This is a genomic window from Nocardioides pini (genome assembly GCF_026712185.1).
Taxonomy (GTDB): Bacteria; Actinomycetota; Actinomycetes; order Propionibacteriales; family Nocardioidaceae; genus Nocardioides; species Nocardioides pini.
This window is the reverse complement of record NZ_JAPPUX010000002.1, coordinates 44303-66844: the sequence shown is the minus strand read 5'-3', so window position 1 is coordinate 66844 and position 22542 is coordinate 44303. Positions and strand designations below refer to the sequence as shown.

Annotated in this window: 12 protein-coding genes and 1 pseudogene; 5 read left to right on the top strand and 8 right to left on the bottom strand. The window is 63.9% G+C overall.

Translation table 11 applies throughout. The annotated features are described in order from the left end of the window. Positions 1-549: 549 nt before the first annotated feature. Positions 550-687, top strand: a complete 138-nt coding sequence (locus NYO98_RS06540) for a hypothetical protein (protein ID WP_268110747.1) — start codon at positions 550-552, stop codon at positions 685-687. 3 nt (positions 688-690) lie between these two features. Here the strand turns inward: NYO98_RS06540 and NYO98_RS06535 are convergent, their stop codons facing one another. Further along, positions 691-1452 (bottom strand): AfsR/SARP family transcriptional regulator, encoded by a 762-nt coding sequence (locus tag NYO98_RS06535; protein ID WP_268110746.1) that lies wholly within the window; start codon positions 1450-1452, stop codon positions 691-693. A 502-nt stretch (positions 1453-1954) separates the two neighbouring features. Here NYO98_RS06535 and NYO98_RS06530 point away from each other — a divergent pair. Then, a complete protein-coding gene (locus NYO98_RS06530; RefSeq protein WP_268110745.1) occupies positions 1955-2653 on the top strand; it encodes a cupin domain-containing protein in 699 nt (232 codons plus the stop codon). A 232-nt stretch (positions 2654-2885) separates the two neighbouring features. Here NYO98_RS06530 and mobF read toward each other — a convergent pair whose 3' ends face one another. The 3 genes from mobF to NYO98_RS06515 all read right to left on the bottom strand — a co-directional run bounded on the left by mobF (position 2886) and on the right by NYO98_RS06515 (position 9795). Continuing rightward, positions 2886-6389, bottom strand: coding sequence for a MobF family relaxase (gene mobF, locus NYO98_RS06525; RefSeq protein WP_268111428.1), 3504 nt, complete (start codon positions 6387-6389; stop codon positions 2886-2888). A gap of 554 nt (positions 6390-6943) precedes the next feature. Further along, a complete protein-coding gene (locus NYO98_RS06520; RefSeq protein ID WP_268110744.1) occupies positions 6944-8056 on the bottom strand; it encodes a hypothetical protein in 1113 nt (370 codons plus the stop codon). After that, on the bottom strand, positions 8053-9795 hold the full coding sequence (locus NYO98_RS06515; protein ID WP_268110743.1) for a translation initiation factor IF-2 N-terminal domain-containing protein: 1743 nt from the start codon (positions 9793-9795) through the stop codon (positions 8053-8055). Before NYO98_RS06515 ends, NYO98_RS06520 begins: the two co-directional genes overlap by 4 nt. A gap of 526 nt (positions 9796-10321) precedes the next feature. Here NYO98_RS06515 and NYO98_RS06510 point away from each other — a divergent pair. Then, positions 10322-10624 (top strand): hypothetical protein, encoded by a 303-nt coding sequence (locus tag NYO98_RS06510; protein WP_268110742.1) that lies wholly within the window; start codon positions 10322-10324, stop codon positions 10622-10624. A gap of 1079 nt (positions 10625-11703) precedes the next feature. Here NYO98_RS06510 and NYO98_RS06505 read toward each other — a convergent pair. Further along, complete coding sequence (locus NYO98_RS06505) at positions 11704-13995, bottom strand: FG-GAP repeat domain-containing protein (protein WP_268110741.1); 2292 nt, start codon at positions 13993-13995, stop codon at positions 11704-11706. Between the two features lie 1630 nt (positions 13996-15625). Here NYO98_RS06505 and NYO98_RS06500 point away from each other — a divergent pair. Then, a complete protein-coding gene (locus NYO98_RS06500) occupies positions 15626-16630 on the top strand; it encodes a hypothetical protein (RefSeq protein WP_268110740.1) in 1005 nt (334 codons plus the stop codon). Positions 16631-16706: 76 nt separating this feature from the next. Here NYO98_RS06500 and NYO98_RS06495 read toward each other — a convergent pair. Continuing rightward, positions 16707-17981: pseudogene (locus NYO98_RS06495) on the bottom strand (IS256 family transposase). A gap of 497 nt (positions 17982-18478) precedes the next feature. Continuing rightward, complete coding sequence (locus NYO98_RS06490) at positions 18479-19189, bottom strand: DUF294 nucleotidyltransferase-like/CBS domain-containing protein (RefSeq protein ID WP_268110739.1); 711 nt, start codon at positions 19187-19189, stop codon at positions 18479-18481. 334 nt (positions 19190-19523) lie between these two features. Here NYO98_RS06490 and NYO98_RS06485 point away from each other — a divergent pair, with 334 nt between their 5' ends. Beyond that, the gene (locus NYO98_RS06485; protein ID WP_268110738.1) at positions 19524-21182 is read left to right on the top strand and encodes an SIR2 family protein; all 1659 of its coding nucleotides are present in this window, start codon (positions 19524-19526) and stop codon (positions 21180-21182) included. A gap of 13 nt (positions 21183-21195) precedes the next feature. On the opposite strand, the gene NYO98_RS06480 is transcribed toward NYO98_RS06485, so the two are convergent. Then, positions 21196-22539, bottom strand: coding sequence for a hypothetical protein (locus tag NYO98_RS06480; protein WP_268110737.1), 1344 nt, complete (start codon positions 22537-22539; stop codon positions 21196-21198). Positions 22540-22542 lie beyond the last annotated feature (3 nt).

Sequence of the window (22542 nt, the reverse complement as noted above, 5' to 3'; positions counted from 1 at the left end):
CCCTGGTGCCGCGGATGGAACCCCACGCGCTGCCGCAGGCTGAACGCTCGGCGTACTGGCCGGCGCAGACATCGCTCGAGCCGTGGGTACGACAGCCACCCGCACCGGTGGGAGCACCACGCGAGCAGTGGGTGGCGCGAGCCGGGCCGCGACGGTGGTGGCGCGGATCGGCTCCGCCGCGGCTCGACGAGCCAGCGCCTGCATGCCACCGGCACCACCTGCTCGAGCCGTCATGGGTGCAGGCCGACCCGGCGCACGGGCCGGGCGCTCCAGCCCTGGGCTGGGTCGTGCCGACTCCGCCGACCGTGTCTGGTCCGTGCCGGGTCGGGCCCGGTCACGCGTCTTCTCTGTGCCCACGGGTTCTCCGAACGGGCAGGCCACGCCGGCCCGCCACGTTCCCATGCTGGTCGCCGTGCGTCACCCCGGCGTCGCCCGGCTCGGGCGACTGTGCCGTGACGATGACTCGTGCATGGTGGCGCCATGACGCAAGGGGTCGGAGTGCTCGCCGTGAGGATCTGGCGCAGTGACCGGGGCGAGACGAGGGCGCGGGTGAGCGCCAAGCTCGATGCTGCGGACACGTCCCCGCCAACGGTGACCTACCTGCAACCCGACGAGATCGAGGCCGCAGTACGGGACTGGGTCGACCGCTACACCGCGGCGACGCGGCTGGGGCTGGATGACAGCTGACGGTCAGGGACTCAGCGCTTGCTCGAACGGCAGCAACGTGCGGTACGCCGCCATGAACGCCTCCGACGCATGGACTCCGAATGCGCCGTCGAGCAGCTCGCAGTACTGCTCTGCCTGCCACCGCGCGCGCCCCCAGCTACCCTCGGCGACCAAGGCCTGGATCAGGGCCAGTTGGCTGCGCTCCCTCAACGGGTCGAGGGCCACGAGCCGCATGGCCTGGTCGATCGCCCGAGCCAGCTCTCCGCGTTCCCGGAGGCGATGGACCAGCGCCTCCATGAAACGGATCTGGAGCTGCCCGAGCCGCTCGCGCTCGAGGATCACCCAGTCGTCGTACCAACCCGGCAACAGCTCCTTCGAAAACCAGTCGGTGCCCAGTTCCGGGACTCGCCCGGTGGCCCTGTCGAGGAGCGCCCACCCCTGGCGCTGGAGCGCGACGATGTCGACGCACACGCTCGGATCCAGCACCAGAGCGGAGCCAGCGCACACGATCGCCGGTCTGGGCCCGGCTGCATTGAGGCGCCACAGGGTAGACCTGAGATTCGCGGACGCCCGAGACTCCGTCTTTTCCGGCCAAAGGGTCCCCGCGACCAGCGGACGACGCAACGGATGACCGCCCAGCGCCACGAACGCAACGAGGCGTTGCGCCGTCTCGGACAACTGAACCTGCTCGGTCCCGGCACAGAGACGAAACCCGTCGAGCAGCTCGAGGGAGACGTGGTCCGAGGCGACCCCGGCCCCTCCGGCGACAAACGCTGGGACCTCCATTCCTTCCCCCTCCCGAGGAGACCAACGACAGCAGTGTGTCGACAGAACGTTTCCCGAGCGTCACACGGACGTCTCACTCGTGTGCGGTGCGGGAACGCGAGCCGATGCTGCGTCAGCAAGTTGCCAGCATTTTACTTTCCCAGATGGCGCCCGTACGACAGCGCTAGACCACCTGACTGGGCGCACTATTGGTGCCGCGGCGCCGCCGGTCCTCCGGTCATCCGAACCGACCGCAGGACCCTTCTTCCCGGGCTGCGTCGACGTCCCAATCATGCGACCCTGAAGCGTCGGTCGCGCCACAGATCGCTTCGCGGTCGGGACGAGAGGGCACACCTGCACCAGCCGCGTCCAGGTAAGGGAGAACCGTATGGCGCAGACCGTTTGGCTCAGCGAAACAGCGGCCCGTCCAGCCCCCGGCGGTACAACCCAAGTCCGCCCCCTCCTGGCATCTCCCATCGAGGACCGCGGCGACCTCGCGCATGCGCTCGTGAAGCGTGACCACGTGGGTCAGCCGTCGTGGAACGACGGCATGGTCGAGATGCTCTACACCCACGCCGGACGTGGGAGTCTCTGGGCCCACGATGGAACTGCGGAGAGCACGGTGCAGCTGCGGCCGGGACGAGCAGTCCTGATCCCACCAGGAGCCCGCTACCAGTACCGCTCCGCACTCAGCGCTGATCTCACGATGTTCGTCGCGACGACGCCCAGGTTCGATGCGTCCCGCCACCACACCACCGACGCCGGGCCATGGCGTCCTGACCTGCCAGCCGAGCACGACCCTGCTCCCGACAGGGCCGCGGGGCCCTTGCTGACCGCGGATCTGCCGCTGTTGGCGGACTATGCAGCACCCGACGGGTCGGAGATCCGACTCTTGCCCGAGTGCGACGCCGGAGGACTGTCCCACTGCATCGTGCGGCCCGGAGGCAAGACCAAGACCGTTCAGCACCGCACGGTGGTGGAGCTCTGGGTGACGCTGGACGGCGCCGGTGAGCTCGCGCGGTGGGTGGATGGCCCCGACGCTTCTCCCTTGCACACGCCGCTGACCTATGGGGTGGCCGTGGACATCGAGACCGGCGTGCCGTTCCAGTTCACCGCGACCGGAGCGGACCCGCTACGAATATTGATCCTGACCATGCCCCGGTGGCCAGGCCCGCAAGAGGCCGACCCCAGCGTCAACTCGTTGGACGCCTGGCCGACTTGACCATGCGATCCGCCGATCAACGACGGAGCCCCCTCTACAACGCGGCGTCCGAGCGCCATCGTCAACGGACCGTGCGCCAGGCCCGGACGCAACTCGAGGGATCGAACCCGGGAGCATCGCAGACCTCCCTGTCGGGAAGACTTCGATGTGGGCGCCCAGCGTCGTACTTGGGAGCCGGCTGAGTGTTTCGGCGCGGGCCGGCGGACTGGTGGACACGTGCTCTCGGACCCGGTTATCGAGCGGAGACGGCAGGCAGCTCAGGCGCTTCGCGTCGGTGCGCTTGTGGGGCCAAGCGCGACAGCCGAGCTGCCTCGCGCAAGGCACGTTGCGCTCGTTGACTGTCTGCCCGCTTTTGCGCTGTCGTTCCACCGCCGAGCGGCAAGTCACCGTCAACCTTGTAGCGATCGCGGTACGCCGCGACAGTGGTTGCCGCGTGGACCCAGAGCTTCCTGGCCTGCGGCTCGAGGGGCGGCGTTCCCAGGCGCCGACACCAGGGCGCACCGTCGTCGACGGCCGAGGCAACGAGTGCCCGGGCCCGTGTCTCGATGAGTTCGGCTCGCTCGTCGAGGGCCTGGCGATGCTCGGTAGGCATGTCCCCCAAGGGTGCGGGGATGAGCCCGGCGATCAGGCGTGGGGTGAGTTGGCAGTCGCGGCGCGGGGAGGCGGCGGTCTGCTCGATCCGGTACCGGAGGACTGCTGCGATGTCGTCGGCATCGTCGAGCGCGTGCTGCGCCACGATGCGGGGAACCAGTTTCTCGAGGTCGTGGTGGTAGGCCTCGGCTCTGCGCATGGATGCGATGAGCGGTCCGAGGGCGTTCGACTGAACAACCGCTTGGTGCTGTTCAGGTGTGAGGCCGGAGCGGTGCAGGAGTTCCACGAAACGATGGCGTTGAGCGTCGGCGGCGATGGTCTCGAGTTCGGCGGCGAGGCGGTCGATGCCGCCGTGGATGGCGTACTCGGCCTCCATCGTCTGGTGCGCGGACATGCTTGTGCCGCTGTGGGTGAGCACGCCGAAGAGCACGGTGCGTGCCGCGGTGTCATCGGGCTCGGGTGTTGAGTGGCTGTCGTCGGGCTGATCGAGGGCGACGTAGGCGACGTTCGATTCCCGGCCGCGACTCATGGATACGTAGAGGTTCTCCCTGGTCGTCGACGATGTGACGACGACGTGGGAGGTGTCGACGGTGATGCCCTGTGCCCGGTGTGCGGTGACGGCGTAACCGAGGTCGACGTATTCAGCGACGTACTCAGGGGGCAGTACCGTCTTGCCGTCATAACGTGGGTCGAGCCGATCGACCACCAGCGAGCCGTCCCGTCGGATGTCGACCACCCGCCAGCGGTCGCCGTTCTTGACCCAGCCGCCGAGTGAGGTTCGCAGGGTGCGGTCGTTGCGTCGCGTAATCACGACATCTCCCGCTGCAGCGCTGTTGCCGGTGGCCAGCAAGATCTCTCGCCCATCGACAGCGCCGTCCAATAGCAGGCGTTCGGCGCGGGCCCGCTCGTTCAGAGTTCGCACGGCGTGGGATGACTCGGTGACGAGGATGCTCGCCTTGCCGGCGCGGCAGTCGGCGTGCCAGGCCTCGTAGGCTCGATCGAGCATGTCGTCGGTCAGTCCCTCGTGGATGCGCTTCTGGCGGACGTAGGTCGAGATGACCTCGACCTCGCCTCGACGAAGCGCGAGGGAGGCGTGCTTCTCCCACTCGTGGACGAAGCGGTGGATGTCGCTCAGTTCAGGGGCGTCGGTGCGGCGGTGGACCAGCAGCGAGTAGGCGCCCCCGGCTTCGACCGACTGCAGTTGGTACGGGTCACCGACGAGCAGGACCTTGGCTCCCGCCGCCTCTGCGATGCCGCTGATCCGGTCGAGCGTGGTCGTTCCCGCGAGCGTCGCCTCGTCGATGATCACCAGCTGCCCGGAGCGGAGGTACGTGCGTCCTCGCTCGTACTCGTGCAGCCACTTGGCCGTGTTGTCACAGGCGACGCCCAGGTCGTCGCCCAGCGCTTGTGCGGCGGTCGCGGAGGGTGCCAGACCGACGACACTTCTCTGCCCGTGCTCGGCGATCCACGCGGAGCGAAGCGCGCGCATCGTTGTCGTCTTGCCCGCGCCCGCGGGACCGACGAGCAGGTCCATCTGACGGCCTGACGTTGTGATGCTCTCGATGGCGGTTCGCTGTTGCTGGTTGAGCCGAGACTTCGTGTGCGTCAGCACCCGACCGAGCGCATTGTGACGCAGAACCGGCGCGGTCATGGTGTCGGACCGGGTCAAGAGACGAGCCTCTGCCTCCATGATTGCGGTCGAGGAGTACTTGACCGCGTGCCGGGGCCGGAACAGGCTCGTGCCGTCCTCGCGCTGGAAGTTGACCGGGCTGCTTGCCAGCGCCGGTGGAGTGAGCGAGACCGACAGGCGCTGAGCTGCGTCGACCACCGTGGACACGACCGCTTCGCGATCGGAGGTGGTGGCGAACCGGAGGTCCATCGTCTGCTTCGAAGCCTCGGCCATGAGGTTCCAGTGCGTCCACACCGCCCGCTTCACCGCCACGGCGGTCACCACGTCCGTGGCGATAGCCTCGATCGCTGCCGAGGGGACGTCGTCGACGGTCAGCAGAACGGTGCGTGCACCCACGAGCGTTGCTGCCCGTTCGGTTGCATTGACGCCCAGCCGCGCAGACGCGCGGCGCCGCCACTCGGCGGTCAGGTCGGCGAGGGACCGCAGGTCCTTGGGTGGCCTGGTGGCCAACGTCGCTTGGGCACGCAGCTCGACGATGGTCTTGGGCGACGGCATGCGTCCGTGCCGTGCGACGTACTCGGCGATGAGCTCGTCCTTCATACGCGCGATCTCCCGGGTGCGGCTCGAGAACTCAGCAATGAGTTCATCGCTGACGCCAGCCACTTCCCACTGCGGGTTGCGGTCGGCACCGCGGTGCCGCAACTCCCACCCCACACCAACCTCTCGGCTGAGCCGGTCCGCCAACACCGCGTTGTAGTGCGCTGACAGTGCCGTGACGCACGCGAACACCGGCCGGCCATCGAGGCTGCGCCACCGCCCGTCCATCCCCGTCAACACCTTGTTCGACACCACCACATGCGTGTGCAGCTGCGGGTCACCGGCACGGGAATCGAAGTGGTCATAAGCCACGGCGGCGATCCCGGCGACGGGCACCTGCGCTACGGCGCCGTCGCTATCGGAAAAGCCGGCCCGCGTGGCGGCCACCTCTCGCTCGAAGAAGCCGATGACCTCGGCCACCGCCGCGTGATGTGCTTTCGCAACCCGCTCCTGGGTCGCCGCGTCGGAGACTCCCCACAACACCGACACCGACTTCGGGACGCTGAACGTGAGGTCATAGCCAGCCACCGCGCTGCGCAAGCCCGCCAACGTCTCCTCGGCTTCGATCCTGCTCGTCTCGGCCGCACGCTCCTCCACGCTCAAGTCCGGGTCGAGCGCCGCCGCTCGTGCATCGATGCGGTCCGCCAACCGCTGATACGCCGGGTACGCGCGCCCGAGCGACTCACCCGTGACCGGGTCGCGCCCCATGCCAATCAGCAACGCGAGCTGCTCCTCGCTCACACGCATTTCCGCGACGAGCTGACCAGTTCCAAACGCCCTGACCCCCGACCCAAGCCATCGGCCCGGCGGCGTACCAACCTCCGAGTAGTAGCGCGTCAGTGGCGTCGACAGGACCCGAGCACCGTCGCCCACGGCGACGCTCCGCAACAGGTAGCGATACCCATTCCCTGCTGTCATCCGCCGTAACGAGACGGTCACGACCACGGCCCTTCCACAGCGTGTAGGTGGGCCGGGCTCTCCATACCCCTCGATCTGCAAACCGTGTGAAGTCGGTGAAGGGTGGACGAAGCGGGGGCGGCGCAGGCGGATGACAGGTCGGGCGCACCTGATGGGCGAGATCGATCGGACGTCGTAATTGGCACTGAGGCATTGCGTTGCCGACGGTGCCGTGTCGTAATAGGAGAAGTTCGTGAACTCAGTGCCAGTAGACGGCTCGAGGGAGCGCGAACATCACGAGAGTCCACGGTGCCGTCGGCCCGGCGGCACCGTGATCACCCAGGACCCCACGGTGCCGTGGGCCCCACGGCACCGGAGCACGTCAGTCATCGCCAGTCCGCGCGGCCTTGCACCGGGCGCCAACCAACCGGGCCTCACTCGCCCAGCGTCTTCGGATGTGTGTCTGGCCCCCGCCCCCGGATCAGCAGGGGTGAGCTGAGGCAAATGATGTAGCCGGAACCGCCCACTATGACGCTGGGCGTCAAGGCCCGCAGGCGGGTCAGCGAGCCGTCTGCTCAGTTGAGCACGCGAGCAATTTGCGAGACCCACATGCGAACCACTCCTCTGTCGACATGCTTGAAGTGGCGCATATGGGACAGCCGGTTTCGAACTGGCACGACATCCTGGGCGAACTTGGTCCAGAAGATTGGGAGGAGCCCCAAGTTATCGAACTTCGCCGATGTCACCACCTCGATGAGTTCGCCCAAGGTTAGCCATTCAATCGGGTCTCGCAACTCTTTCACCGATTTTGCAGAGACGAATCCGTCAAGCATCGCCCGATCCAACACCTTTTTGCTGAGATCGCCGTGAAGCACACCCGAGCGCCACTTGGGACCAAACTCAGTTTCGGCAGCAGTGCGCAGAGCCAGCCGAATACTTCGTTCGATAGTCCACAAGTCTTTCGAAATGTCCGACAATTCGGGCTGTGGCGCCAGTTGGGCGGCGAGAGTGGCTGCAAGTTGATCTCGAAGCTCGCTGAACCGCATCGGAGCCGAGAGTTGATATGGATCGCCCTCGCAGCACTTGGCAAGACCGGCGCCCCGAAGTGCCTCGACCTCTCGCGGGTCCAGCATCTCAAAGAGCGACTCGCGGTCAAGTTGCGCGTCGTAGATCGCCCGGTCCAATGAAGCCAAGACGGCCACGCCGAGTTGATCAAGCGCGGACCGGTACACGGCCGGAAGAAGTCCGCCATGGCGTACGGCTGGGTAGATGGTCTCGGGGTTCTCGTCCATGACTGGCAGCAACTCAAGGAAGAAGGGCGAGGCGTCGTCGATAAGTGAACTACCGGGTACCGGCACGAAGGCGACCCTCGGGGCGGTCGACCATAGGCACACTTCGACGCCGTCGCCCAGCAGCGCCGAAACAATCTGGCGGACCTCGCCGAGCGTGGGTCCGACAGGCCGATCCGCTGCGTAGCGCTCCAGCCCCGAAACGTGCAATTGCGGGCGCACCGACACAGTCGCAATGTCTGCGACATCAACCACGTCGGCGCCGCTTCTGGCCCAGATGGCCGGGGTGAGCCCCTCGAAAACTGCGCCGTGCTGTACGAACACCAGTTTGTGGCGCCGCAGGCGCTCCTGAAGCGCGGATACCATCGCATCCGCGTGCTGGCCGAGGTCGTCATTCATAGCATCTCCAGCACGGGAGTGAGTTCAAAAGTTCGGCCCTGGCGCTCCACCAGTCCGAGATTGAGGAGATGCCCCAGAGCCGAAGGAAGGTCGTTTGCGAAGGATGCGAAGTCATCCTTGTTTGACTCAAGCACCTCGAGAAGAAACGCCTCGTCGGGGTAATACCGTCGGACGTGATCAACCATCTCCTGCATGTGACCCGCTACGATCAATCTCCAGTCTTCCAGCGCCTTCAAAACAGCAACACGATCCATCTGGCGGTGGAACACATTCACTGGCAACAGATGCACGACGTTCGATGCTAGGTGCCTGTAAAGGAACGCATGCCCTCCGGTTGCCTCATATAGGGCTTCGAGGGCTCCGTTCGAAATGCCTATACCCATACGCCGACCCACCGACAGCGCAAGCTCGTCGGCTTCGTAGCGCTCGAATGGGGACACAAAGTTCGACTTCGCCCACGAGAAGAGAGGGTTAGGGCGACCGTATAGACGGCCACTCTCCGTGATGGCACTCGTCAGTCCAGACAGAACGAACGTGAAATTTGAGTTTTCTTGGACCAAGCTCCGCAGAATCCCGAGGAACTGCGCGACAGAGGCCATGTCGCCTTCTTGAATGTCTATCCGATCCGAAGGGGTAAGATACTCGATTTCATCCAGCATTAGAACGACTCGTACCCCGTCGCTCGCGTTACCCCGGAGAATCTTTTGCAGGGCGCGTTTGAAGTCCATCATCGATGCGTCCGACGCGAGGTTTCCAAGTTCCTTCGTGCGCAATCTCCTGGAGCGAAACTGGTCCAGCAGGTCCGACCGTAAATCGCGCAACAGCTCTGGGATGGGGTCCTCGGGTGGAGAGGGTAAACTCTCCAGGTCTCGTAGAACCACTACTGTGGTAGGGCTCTCCAGAACTTCTGACAGTTCAGTAAGAACGCTGGTCTTTCCCACCTTCCTCAGGCCATAAAGTCCGGTGACCCGCTGATTCTGAATGTCGTCCTTCAGTGACTGCAGCAGTTTCCGCCTTCCAAAGAATCGCTCGCCGCGGACGGGAGTGGTCTCGTAGAAGAGGTCGCGTGAAAAGGTGTAGTCCCGAAGCAGTGACACAAAACTGACCGGATCGTCCGGGTCTGCCAGAATGAGCGGCACGGTAAGGAAGCCTCCGGTCGACCAGTCATCGACCTTCTCGCGGAGGCGCGGGTCAGGGGCCCAGAAGAACATGATGTCAGGCGTGACCTCGCGCGGCAGTCCGGCCAAAGCGCTCTGCGCTGCCTTGAACGTACGGATCTGCAGATCCTTATGACGGCTATAGAAGAACATCACCTCGCGAGTTAGACCGAATGCGGCCTCGATAGCGCCGCTAAAGCGCACGAGTGAAACGTAACTGTCTTCGAACGAAGCGATCTTGCACGGCGAAGCGTAGAAGAACTGAGAACCTAGGCGCGCGAGCGCCTGCTGATGCTGGGCGGCGACAGGGAAGTCACGAGTAAGCCGAGAGATGTTGCGCAGAACGTCTTCATGAGACGGGGCACGAACGGCGCCTGCGTTCCAACCAAGGACCTTCGACGAGGAGGGCCCGCTGAGGCGATCGCCAACGTCCCCGTAGGCGAGCAGTACCCGCTCAGCCACCTGGTCGCTAACGGTGGTGCTCGCGCTCTTAGCGACCTCGCCAAGCTCCGCGAGCTTCTTGAGAACGTCGCTTGACGTCACTCCCAACTGTTTGGCCAGTTCATGGACACGAACGGTCATGTGGCTTCCCCCTCTAGACCTGGCAACTGTCTCATGCCGTGGAGGGTGCCCCCTGAGATTGAGGCGGCTCGGCACGCGACTTGCCGCGCCAAGGTTGCGATCTGCGCGAATCGGCCTGACGAGGTCGTCTCACGGTTAGAGGATCCTCGGCGGCCTTGGCTCGCCTCGCATGTCGGTGAGCCGGAAAGATCCATCCCTCACCAGGTAGACGTCGACCGCGTCACCTCGCCGCATTTGGAAGGGGCTACCTTCAGCGCCCGCCTGTTCGCCCCTGCGTGGTAGCACCTAGGCTGATGGCGTACCTACTGTGGGGAGCAGGTGCTGTGACCGCCAACGCCCCGCTATTGCGATGAGAGGAGCTCGAGCGATGGCGTCTGGCCCACCTGCGGACTCACTCCCAGGTTCGGCGATTCGGTGGCTAATGTGTATTGCCGTCCTACTTGGGATCCTCGTGGTTACCTTCGTAAGCGCCAAGGGCACTCATCTCCAAGTCTGTCCCGACGGCGCCTCGCTTCCTTGCCGGTCGATGCAGCTCAACGATGCCCCAATCATCATCGGACTCATCCTCGCCGCTGCACTGCTCATCCCGGACATGCGGCGTCTCAGCATCGGAGGCCTTGTCGACCTCGAGAGGGTTGTCAAGGAAACACAATCTGAAGTATCCGAGACTCGTCGCGACGTGGCCGCACTCAAGGTTGCCGTAGATGCCAAGGCACAGGCATCGGCCGATACGCACATCGACAACTACATCGTGAACGTTGACTCACTTCAGGACGAGGACCTCGAAACCCTCAAGGCAAGAGCGAGGCAGGCACGTGTCATCAGGTGACTCTCAAACTTCCGCCGTCGATGAAGCACGAGGGAGTCTGCTACTTCTGGATCTCCATGAAGATCTGGACGCCATCCGCAGCTGGGCTCTCGGCGAACCGCAGCGTGGTTCAGTTCGTCCCGTTCCGACGTGGATTCACGATGTCCCGCCCTTGCTCGAAGGAGACACTCCACGCGATCGCTTCAGGCGGTGGGCCAACGTGTTCGCGGAGGAACTCGACACTGTGAGACGAGCGAGGAACAACGTCGCACACGCAATTCCCCTTAGCTCCGGAGACCTCGCGACAGCTGTCAGAACCGCTGGCAAGTTGATGCTATTGGCTCGGCTGTCCGGCGGCATCGAGGACGAGCAGGCGGTTTCCTTCACCGATTCGAGAGTCGCTGAGGCGCTGCAGTTCGGCCATCCTGAGTAGGCGTAGGAGGGCATCTCAGGGACATCGGCGTCGGTGGTCGCTCTGTTGCCGGCGGGCTCTCCGGCCAGGGCCGTGACAGGAACGAACGGCACCAGCATCGTCGGCATCCCACTGGACGCGTAGGCGCAGAACGAACCGCGGGCGCGACGACCTACGGCATCTGAACACGCTCGATCAGCTGCGTGCGGTATGGAAGGTACGCGCGAAGCGTGCTGGTGGCGCGATCCTCGTCGAGGTCGCCTCGCCCCATGCGTGGGTCGAGCCGTCGAGTTGGCACGAAGATCCCCGCGCGCTGAGGTCGTTCGTGTACTAGTGGGAGATGACCATTTGTCCTCAGTGCGCTGGACCCGTACCGAAAAACATCGATCAGTCCCCCGCGCATGTCGAGTATTGCGTTCATTGCGACGCCGAGCTCTACCGCTCGGATCGAACCGGCCCGACGGCCTGAGTGCAGCCCTTCGCGAGGAACAACGGCGGGAGACCGGTGCCCGGGAGACCCTCACGTTGGCGCTCGCATGGCAGCGGTAGCCGAAGGGCTTGCTGACTAAGCCGATGACTCGATCGTCGAGCAGCGTCACTTCGCCGCGTAGGCGGTCGCTGAGCTTGCTCAGCTACCTAAGTGACCCGTGCTGGCAACGGGCACTTTGAATTGAGTCAACTCGGCACCTCATTCAGCCGTGAGCGCCCTCTCCACGTTGCTAAGCGCGTCGAACAGAGGCTGCAGCGCAGACGCGGCCACTGCTGGGACCTGCATGTTGGTGTCGAGCGGCACCTCGGCCGACTCGCCCGGGAGCGTATCGGCCGCATCTTCCGGGTCATTGACCGGAAGGGCGATTCGCCTCACATTGTCACCGTCACGAACCGTAATCACGGCGATCAGGCTGTCGGGCAAGATCTGACCGGTCGTCTCGCCGGGGACCTGGGGACGGTCGTCATTGAGCAGGCCGACGTCGCGAGCGGCGGCGAAGACACGCATTGCGAGCTGGGCGTCGACCTTGGCGGTGGAGACGGTCTCGGGTCCGCGTGCACGCAGCTCATCGAAGCTCGTCCTGTCGGCCTTGCCATCCCCAGCGACAGCCACGCGGTAGCGATAGCGCTCACCCGGAGCACCGCCCGTGACCTCGATGCTGACCTCGGCGGCCCCGGCCCCGTCCTTCGGGTGGCCTTCCGCGACGCCCGTCAGGTTCTCGAGCGACTTCATTCGCTGAGTGGGCGTAAGTAGGTCAAGGTTCTTGACCATGGAATCCTCCGGCTCTGATTCGGGCGGGGGCTCGGGCGCCGTGGCCACGGGTGTGTGGCCCGAGCCGTGAAAGGTGCAGTGGCGGTTGTAGAGGCGGGCCACTGTCTCGGTGTTGTCGTCCATGACCGTGCCGGTGCCCACTGGGCTCCTCGCAGGACAGGCAGCATCGGCATATTCGTCCGGGTTACCCAGCATGTGACCGAACTCGTGTGCCGCGACCGCACCCGTGTCGCTGGTATCCCACTGCCCCATGTTGGAGCGAGCCGGACCCTGCTGGACCGCGACGATGTGGTGAGGGTTGGTGGTCACCCACTGCACGTCGAATGTGAGTGCCTGCTGCTTGCCGTCGGGGGCGCGGCACTGAAAGCGGTTGGCCCATGTGTTTATGATTCCGTCACGCCAGGTCGTGCGCAGCGTGTTCATTGTTGCTGCGGTGATGCCTGCAGCAGGGTTGAGCTGGATGCGGACGGTGACGTGGGTCCCGGCCTGGTGGTAGCGGGCCGTCCAGCTGAACACGCACTCGCTTACCGAGAATGACTCCTCCCGAGAGGGCGTGGAGTCGATGGGCTTGCCGGTGTTGCCTGCAAGGTTCCAGTTGAGGTTGGCAGTCGAGTCGAACCGGCCGAGCCACCAGTTGCCGTCGCCCGGGTAGTAGAACAGGACGTCGGACTTCCCGTCGCCGGTGAAGTCGCCCGTCCAGAAGGGGCGTTTGTCCCAGACCTGACCGAAACCCGCGGTGTTTCCTGCCAGGTTCCAATTGAGCTTGCCGTTGCCGTCGAACCGGCCGAGCCACCAGTTCTTGTCGCCCGGGTAGTAGAACAGGACGTCGGCGCGATGGTCGCCCGCGAAGTCACCGATCCAGAAGGGCCGTCCGTCAGCGACTTGGCCGAACCCGGTGGTGTTTCCTGCCAGGTTCCAGTTGAGTTTGGCAGTCGCGTCGAACCGGCCGAGCCACCAATTTTTGTCGCCCGGGTAGTAGAACAGGACGTCGGTCTTCCCGTCGCCGGTGAAGTCGCCCGTCCAGAAGGGGCGTTTGTCCCAGACCTGACCGAAACCCGCGGTGTTTCCTGCCAGGTTCCAATTGAGCTTGCCGTTGCCGTCGAACCGGCCGAGCCACCAGTTCTTGTCGCCCGGGTAGTAGAACAGGACGTCGGCGCGATGGTCGCCCGCGAAGTCACCGATCCAGAAGGGCCGTCCGTCAGCGACTTGGCCGAACCCGGTGGTGTTTCCTGCCAGGTTCCAGTTGAGTTTGCCGGTCGCGTCGAACCGGCCGAGCCACCAATTTTTGTCGCCTGGGTAGTAGAACAGGACGTCGGTCTTCCCGTCGCCGGTGAAGTCGCCCGTCCAGAAGGGGCGTTTGTCCCAGACCTCACCGAAACCCGCGGTGTTTCCTGCCAGGTTCCAATTGAGCTTGCCGTTGCCGTCGAACCGGCCGAGCCACCAGTTCTTGTCGCCCGGGTAGTAGAACAGGACGTCGGCGCGATGGTCGCCCGCGAAGTCACCGATCCAGAAGGGCCGTCCGTCAGCGACTTGGCCGAACCCGGTGGTGTTTCCTGCCAGGTTCCAGTTGAGTTTGCCGGTCGCGTCGAACCGGCCGAGCCACCAGTTCTTGTCGCCCGGGTAGTAGAACAGGACGTCCCTCCTCCCGTCGCCGGTGAAGTCACCCGTCCAGATCGGCCGACCATCGTCGAGTCGCCCGAAGCCGTCGTAAACAACCATCGCGATTCCCCCTCCTTGTGATGCGCCGCGCGACCCGCGTCCTCCACGGTCGCGCCGATATGTGCAGCCACGGCTGACAGCACGGGCGGCCATGCGCTTGCGGGCACGCAGGTCATGAATTGGCCCTCACCAGAATCTCTTGTGACAAGCAGCCAAGCATCACCGAATCTGGTCAAATCACAGGCAAACAGTCGGGCGGCACTAGGTAAGTGTTGAGAAAGTTGCGCATTTCAGGTGTCTATGCGCGGTTTGCGTCAAGGAATGAAGTTGGACATGCGAAGTTGGCCGTGAACCGTGCGCGGTCCGCGCAACGAACTTCTCGTCGGTGGTCCCGCTCGCGACCAGCGCGTCGGCGGTCCAGGGCTGTAACAGCCCCCTCCTACCCGGTATATAGGCCACCACCGACTCCGGTGTACGCGCCACCACCAACACCCGTGTACGCGCCACCGCCAACACCGGTGTACGCCCCGCCGCCTACTCCCGTATAGAGGCCACCACCGACTCCGGTGTACAGGCCTCCACCAACGCCCGCGTATCGATCTCGCGGCCACCCGCTTGGGTCGATCCAGTCAATCGGGTTTCAGTGTGACGACGTGCACCGACAATCGACAGCGGCGAGTCATTCCGCCGCCTGACGGCGTCAGCTTGAACATCTGCCCATGCCGAGATGCGTGCTCAGGCCACCCGTCTAACTGACCGTCGGCGACGCCGATGCGAGTAGGTCCCTGGTGACCTCTTCGTTCCCTGCCTTGGCGAAGACGAACGACTCCTTGACCAGACGCAGGCCGACCCACGTTCCTCGCCTTTCGTGAATGCCGGGCCACATCAAGTCATCTAGCGGGCCACGCTCCGCGAGCCGCACAGACCGGAGACCGCTACAGGAGGCAGGCGTAATCTCCTTGGGGGAACAGCCCTGGGGCAGGCGCACCGTTACGCCACCTCGCGTGTACTCCACCGGGGCGTCCGCGCCAGATTGCTTCGGGTTGTCGGGGTCCGCGACGTCGCGTGCAGGTGGGTTGCATCCCGTTGTGAGCGCCAGCGCAAGCAACGAGCCGACGACTGCGAGGGATGAGCGCGAAGTCATGTCAGGAGGACGGCGCTCCGCTGCGGTGGGTTCCGAGATCGGATCCGACACAGCATCAGAATCTCCCGCTGATGGCGCGCGGATCTGAGATGCGTGAGCCTGTCCGATGCGCTGCAGCCGTCCCGGCGTCAGCGGGCGAGCCAGAACCCCGAGGCACCCGCCGATGATCGCAAGGGTGCCCTCGAGGAGCGCATCCATTCCTCCCCTGGTCCGCTCGGAGACAAGAACTGTGGCGTCACCGGCGTCGATGGCGCGCGCACCGCCGCATGCTGCGAGCGACGAACCGAGGACTGCGATAACCACGGCGACGCTCATCCGCGTTCGCACTCCCATGAACCGGAGTGTCGCAGGTGCGCCCCCTGAACGAGGGGTGGTCTGAAGCGCAACGTCCGGAATGGCCGCTTCCCACGCAGTCGCGAAGGTGACCCCTTCCGCCGCCTGGCGGGCATCAGGATCTGCCGACGTCCTGCGTCCTTCGTCGCGTGGAGCACACTCCAACGCTGGATCGCCCCATAGACTCAGTGCTACCTCACGATGGGAGCATTCGTGGACATCGACATCTTCGTTGCAAGTGAAGGGCCCCATAAGAGCAGGATTGAGAGCGCCGTGTCGCTCCTCAACGGGGTGCAGTCAGAGTTCCGGTTGGCTGTCCGCTCAGCACCTGATACGGCAGCATCCATCTCGTCCGACGGAACATTAGACCCACGCAGAGCGCTAGAGGCAGCGTCGAGGTTCGACGGACAGAGGCATAAGGTTTGGATCGCTGATGCCCCGTTCACAGACAACTGGTTCAGTCATGAGGACCGCATCACGTCCGTTATCACGACGGCAGACTGGGAAAAGCACTTCTCGCCACCGAGCCTGCGGACATACGTCACCTACCAGCTGGCTCAGACATGCACAGTGTTTGCAGCAGATCTCAGCGAAGAGATGCTTGGGAACATTGCACACGAACCGCCACGCGGATGCGCCAACGATCTTTCATTGGATAAGGCCAACATCCGATTCGGAATGATTGCCGGAAGCTTGTGCCCTGAATGCGCAGCCCTACTGTCGCAGTACGGCGTGAGTGCCATGCAGATAGAGGCGGTCCGACGGATGCTTGCCCTTGTACGAGATGACGCCCTTGGTATCGCGCGTCCCCTCGAGCCGCTGTCGGCGTTCGTGGTCATGCGATTCTCCGAGTTCGATGAGAACGCAAACGCGTATACATATGGCGTGAAGGCCGGCATTGAAGCGGCGGGTTTGACCTGCACTCGTGCGGACGACGCGTATCAGCCTGGCACGCTACTAACAAAGGTGACACACTACATCGAGCGATCTCGGGTCATTGTCGCGAAGGTCGATGTGCAAAATCTGAACGTCTACTACGAGGTAGGTGTAGCGCGCGCGCTAGGGAAGGACATCGTTCTGGTCGCTGCCAAGGAGCAAGTCGGGGTCCTTCCAACAGACATCAATAATCTCGAGGTGTTGACCTATCCGACAGGCGACTACGAGACATTGCGTGATTCCCTAGAGCAGGCGCTCAAGCCGCTCGTACCGAGAGGCTAACGTCCGCCCAGCGCTGATTTGTTAGCGCGGGATAGACGCGCTCGGCTGTTTGCGGGAGACCTACGGTTGAAGCGGATCAGGCTCGTCGCCATGGGTGACGTCCCGCTGAGTGGTGGCGTTTCTCGACACCATGCGGGTCAGTGGGTCTGATCATGCCGTCATGAGTTCGGGCTTGGCCACCTCCTCGTTCTTCGTTGGTGTTCTTGGCGAGCTGGGCCATGGAGTGTTCGGAGAGGTAGCGGCGTTCGGCGGTGACCTGCCATTCGTCAGGGGCCTCGACCAGCACGGCGCCGGCCAGCCGGAGCAGCGCGGCGGGGTTGGGGAAGACCCCGACAACGTAGGTGCGGCGTTTCACTTCCTTGTTGAGTCGCTCCAGCGGGTTGGTCGACCACACCGTCTTCCAGTGGCTGACCGGGAAGCCGGTGAAGGCCAGCAGGTCGTCATGGGCGTCGCGCAGCATCTGTTCGACCTTGGGAAGCTGCTTGCCCAGCATGGTGGCGATGACATCGAACTGCTCGTGCACGTGCTCGGCGGCGGGCTGGGCGAAGATGGTGCGGATCGCCGCGGCGACCATCTCGGCGTTGCCCTTCGGCACGACCGCCAGCACGTTGCGCATGAAGTGCACGCGGCACGCTGCCACGCGGCGCCGATCAGCACCGAGCTGATCGCGGCCTTCAAGCCGGTGTGGGCGTCGCTGATCACGAGCTGGGTCCCGCCCAAGCCGCGGGCCTTCAGGCCGCGCAGGAACGCGGTCCAAAGGCCCCGTCCTCGCTGTCGCCGACATCGAACCCGAGGACCTCGCGCCGGCCGTCGGCGGTGACCCCGGTAGCGATGACCACCGCCTGGGACACCACGCGCCGGTTCACTCGGGCCCTGCAATAGGTGGCGTCGAGGAACACGTACGGGCAGTCGATCCCGCATCCAGATCCGCGCAGATCCGCGACACCTCCGACTTGCTGATCCCCGTGTCCGCGCCCAGGGCCTTGACCAGGTCGTCGACCTTCCGCGTCGACACACCGTGCAGGTAGGCCTCCATCACCACCGCGAACAATGCTTGGTCGACCCGGCGCCAGCGCTAGGGCAGCGAGGGAAAGAACGACCCGGCCCGTAGCTTCGGGATCCTCAGCTCCAGGTCGCTCGCGGTCGTGGTCAGCGTCCGTGCCCGCGACCCGTTGCGCTGTGCGATCCGCTGATCGGTTCGCTCCCAAGGGCCAGCGCCGATCACCGCAGTGAGCTCGGCATCGATCAACGCCTGGTAGATCGTCTGCGCCGCCGTGCGAACCCGGTCCTCAACGCCAGCAGCCTGCATGGCTTCGAGCACCTCGAGTAGTCCAGCATTGTCCAAGGCCATCGTGCTTCGTGTCCTCTCGTGAGTATCTGTCGCAAGAACTCACTGACCGTTGCACGGTGGCCGCCTACATCGGCGTCAACGACACGACGCTGTTCAGCGGCCGGAACTACACCAACTCACGGGACGTCACCTCGCCATGCGCCGCGAGTCCGCACCGCTGCCCACACGCAGTAGCGACACCCCCATTGGCGTTTGACGGCCAGCGGACACATGCCAGCGCTGGGCAGCATCAGGCGCGCAGCACGGGGAAGAGGAATGCATTCTCCTTGGACACCGTTGATCCGTCAGACACCACCGGCCATATTGGCCGATGCAAGAGGCACGAGTCGCGATGCGCCCCTGGGGTCCTCCGCCGAACGTCCTAGCTACGGCGTGTCGGGGCGTCAAGTCCAAGCGATAGTTGCCTTCCGCTGATCAGGATCAGTACCGATGGCGCCGAATAGTGGCGCCGCCTGCCGCCTCTGCTTGACAGCCGCCCGGTGGGCCTTAACGGGAAGCTACGATTCAGCAATCCCCGCCAAGTCTGTGTTTGTCAGCCAACCCAATGCCGGCTCTGACCTGAGTCCGGACGCAGTTACGAATACATCATTGCAGAGGTCGACGTTTCCCAGGGCCACCCGGGCGTCGCTGATAGTCGCTTCGGTGCCTACGTATGCGATCGCCCTAATTGCCGCTCGGAACTTGTCCTGCGTTTCGAGGTCTGCAATCGTGTCCGCGAAGGAGGGGTCTTGAACTCGCCCGCTTGCATATTCGTTGATCGTAGAGTCATGCACTACGCGCGCCACAATACCTGCGGCGTCTACCACTGGAATACGATGGAAGCCTGATGACTGCATCGTCATCATGAGTTCTCGCAGCGAGACGTCCTCAGGACTTTCATTGGGAGCCAGCACGCGCTTAGTGGCCCTCGACATGTCGATCATGACATCCGTTACGGGCGTGGTGTGGGGGTTTAGAGCCCGCGATAAGATCTTTTGGGTGCTTTCAGTCGCACTTTGAAGGTTCTCGCGTGCAAAGTAGAAGGCCAGCACCGTACCAACCCAAGTACCGAACAGGGGTAAAACGGACGTGAACACCATTTGTGAGGTTTCGAGCCGATCGGCACTAGGTGCCATGTAGATGGCGATCCCGGCGAAGGAAGCGATGCCAAGAACACTGAGCGAGATGATGCTGATCGCAAGTATGTGTCGCGTCCAACTGGTATTCATGTCGAATCCTCCCTCCGCAGACCGTCAGGCAACCCCTCAAGAGTGATACGCGCAGCGTCGCGCCGCAAGGGTCTCCCGCCCACAGCGTCCTGAGTCCGAGCTATGTGGACCATCCAGTTCCGCTGGTAGAGCATGACTGAACCACTGCCTTGTCAGGTCTCTAAGAAGGTGCCGACTCAGCGAGCCACTCCGAGCTCCATTGCGCTCCAGCATGGGCAACATCGGAGCCCGAACACTCGCAGGTCAACTACGCTGCCCTCAACCGGACGTGGCATCCCGCAATTGACCCGGCAGAACCCGTGTGCGAGCCGCGCTAGAGAAGGGTGACAATCGCATGTCGGTAACGGACCACCACGCGTCTGTCCTGCAGGACTATCCCAGCGCCGTTCTCGCACTTCGCGGAGCGTTGCGTGACCAACGTCTAGGACTGATGCTCGGAGCTGGTGTCTCTCGAGCGTTTGACTTCGGAGGTGGAAGTAGTCCGCCATCGTGGCCTGCGCTGGTCGAGAGGCTCGAGGAGGCGGTTGGATTCGACGCCTCGGCAGAGGCCTACCAGAAGCTCTCGCTCACGCAGCGGGTAGACATCCTGTTCAGGGAGTACTTGCGCTCCAAACACCTGGATGACGTGGATGTCGACGGAGCCCTAGCTGCTGAGGGTCAGTGGCGCGACCTCATTCGCGAGCACTTATACGACGATGCACCTGCGCCCGACCAGCTGTTGAGCCACCATCCGTACCTTCAGGGCCTGCTCGACCTAGTGCTCAATAGCCCCCTGACGATTACGTACAACTTCGACAGCTACCTCGAAGAGGCGTTGTCCGACTACTACAGGCGAGGTGGTGGTTCACCTGTGCCCGGTGGCGGCCGGCCATACGAGACAGTGCTGGACGCCACGGTCCCCCAGCGCCGGCAGAAGTCGGTGTTGTTCCACATCAACGGGTACCTTCCTCGCAACCCGCTGGAGGCGCCGAGCGACCAATTGGTCTTTTCGGAAGCGGAGTTCAGTGACCAGTTAATGATGACCGCGGCGGGCCGCTACGCCACCATGGCGCATCACCTGCTCAACAACGTTTACCTCTTGGTTGGGCTGAGCCTCGATGACCCGAATCTGCGCCATATGTTGAGGACCCACGCACGGACCAGTCCAGGGCGCATACACTTCGTCGTTCGGTATCTTGAAAAGCCTTGCCGCCGCGCTGACCTAACACCGCTTCAGCAGAGCATCGGCGAATCCGGCTTCGACCTGCACAACCTATTCACGCTGTACCTCAGCAGTGAACAGATTGCTGCTTTGACTGAGCTGATCTCCATGGATGGTTTCGCCTTTAGGAAGATTGCCGACGCCGCGGGCGTCGACTGTCGTCGCGTGTATTACCTCAGCGGCGTCCCCGGGATAGGTAAGACAACAACACTTCGACACATGGGTGGCTTGATGTGCCTCGACGAGTGGATGGAGGAGCCTAGTCCGCTACTGTCTCACCCGTTTAGCGACCTAACCGAAGTGGATCGAGAAGCGCTCGACCGGTGGGTGGCCGTGCAGTTTCGGATGAAGAACGCCTTTCTCCACGGAGGAGTCAACGAGGGCATCGTCATTGTCGAGCGCGGGCCGTTGGATCCCCTCGCGTTTGAACACTCGGATCGGATCCCACATAAGGCCCGCGAGTATGCTTCGCGGGTGGAGGTGAGCCAGCAGCCACTTGCGGCCGGCCACATTGTCGTCATGCACGGGAATGCCGGCGTCGTTTCCCGGCGAATCTCAGGTCGGCAGAGCAGAGTCCAAGCCCCGCAGTATCTGGATACTCTTCAACAACAAATCCGTGCGTTGTACGGCGCCGGGGCGGGAGTATCCTCATGGATGACCACGGATCTGTCGATCGAGGAACTGGTGAAGCGCGTCGCTCGGCTCATCTACCTAGAGGACTACGTGGCGTCGGACGTGCAAGGTCGCTTAGACGAACTCGCAACTGGGCGGTCCACCCCGGGCTCGGCCTGATCGCCCAGGAGAATCAGCCTGCAGCGACTGCGCTCAGGATCGCGTAGGCAACCTGGATGTTCTTGACGTCACCGTGGTGAGAGATGAAGTCGTCGGCCAACAGGTTATAGACCTTGCCGGCCTGGAACGCATAGCCGTGGCCGACGGCGGCAAGCTTCGTCTCGTTGCCCGTGGCTTCCTTGGTTCGCTGGGCACCATTGCGGCCCATGCCCCCGTAGGGATCGTCCTTGTCGCCGAGGGCTGCGGCGTTCTGGAACGTTATGCGGGACGCCAGCGGATAGGCAACGCCGACGGCTCGGTCCTTCTTCGTGTGGGTGATGATGATGGGACCGGACGCTCGGCGCTTTCCTACAACCGCGTGGAACGCGCCCGGCTTGCCCTCGCCGAAATCAGCCGAGAGCCCATTGTGAGAGAACGCCGCCTGCAGCAGGCTAAGGGTGATGTAGGGCGTGTCGTCGTCGAGGGCGTTGGCAGCCGCAGTCACCAACCGTCCTCCGAAGCTGTGGCCAACGAGGTGGAGACGTATGTCTGAGTGCTCTTGGCGGACGTCCCGCAAAAGGGGCCCTAGGCCCTTGGTTCCAACGGTCCCAGCTCGCGACTTCATCCGCAGATATGTGGCGTAGTTTGCGAGGCGCCGGGCAGCGGCATGCCCGCCCGCGATGAGGTCACGCAGACCGGCGGCTCCGCCTTGGTCTGCACCGGCCGCACCCCCTGCGGTTACGGCGGCGCCACCGTGGGGCGCGGGGCCGGGGGCAACCACTGGTTCCTTCAAAGCTTGGAACAATTCCGCGCCGTCAGTCCCGAAGAATGCGCTCGTTCCGTCGTCATCTGGAGAGTCGTCAGTCTCTACCAACGATCGTAAAATGTTGACGTATTGCTTTTGAGCCCCCTCGTCCGCGTCAAGCTGGGGGACGAGCGCTCTAGCTTCCGCCACAGCTGCTTGCCGAATCGGCGTGGTGCCGCCCTGGCCCAGTCGTTCGGGTTCCTCAGCGAGGCTGTCGAGCGTCCGTTCGAGCGCGGCATCATTGGCCGTCGATGCGCTTGCTGCACCGCCACCCGGGATCAAATCCTCGTCCGCGAACTTCTTGCTGGGCCAGAAGACGCGACAGGCCATGAAAGTGCGGCCTTCTAGGCTCCGTAACGTCGCCGGCGCCTGAGGGTTCGCTCGAAGGCCCAGTAGGCGGTCGATGTTGCCGAGCAACTCGTCGTACAGGTCGGTAGCCTCTTGGACGTCGTTGTTCCAGCCGTGGGAGAGGACCAGCAGGTCCGTCGCGTCGAGGCCGGCGAAAAGAGCCTTCTTCTGGTCGGAGTCAAAGACCTCTCCGTCCTTGGTGAACTCGATGTCGAAGGTATGCATGCT

Coding starts and splice junctions, on each gene's coding strand:
- NYO98_RS06505 (WP_268110741.1), bottom strand. CDS start 13,995: ATGGTTGTTTACGACGGCTTCGGGCGACTCGACGATGGTCGGCCGATC.
- NYO98_RS06515 (WP_268110743.1), bottom strand. CDS start 9,795: ATGACCGTTCGTGTCCATGAACTGGCCAAACAGTTGGGAGTGACGTCA.
- NYO98_RS06510 (WP_268110742.1), top strand. CDS start 10,322: ATGCAGCTCAACGATGCCCCAATCATCATCGGACTCATCCTCGCCGCT.
- NYO98_RS06520 (WP_268110744.1), bottom strand. CDS start 8,056: ATGAATGACGACCTCGGCCAGCACGCGGATGCGATGGTATCCGCGCTT.
- NYO98_RS06535 (WP_268110746.1), bottom strand. CDS start 1,452: ATGGAGGTCCCAGCGTTTGTCGCCGGAGGGGCCGGGGTCGCCTCGGAC.
- NYO98_RS06480 (WP_268110737.1), bottom strand. CDS start 22,539: ATGCATACCTTCGACATCGAGTTCACCAAGGACGGAGAGGTCTTTGAC.
- NYO98_RS06490 (WP_268110739.1), bottom strand. CDS start 19,189: ATGAATACCAGTTGGACGCGACACATACTTGCGATCAGCATCATCTCG.
- mobF (WP_268111428.1), bottom strand. CDS start 6,389: ATGACAGCAGGGAATGGGTATCGCTACCTGTTGCGGAGCGTCGCCGTG.
- NYO98_RS06485 (WP_268110738.1), top strand. CDS start 19,524: ATGTCGGTAACGGACCACCACGCGTCTGTCCTGCAGGACTATCCCAGC.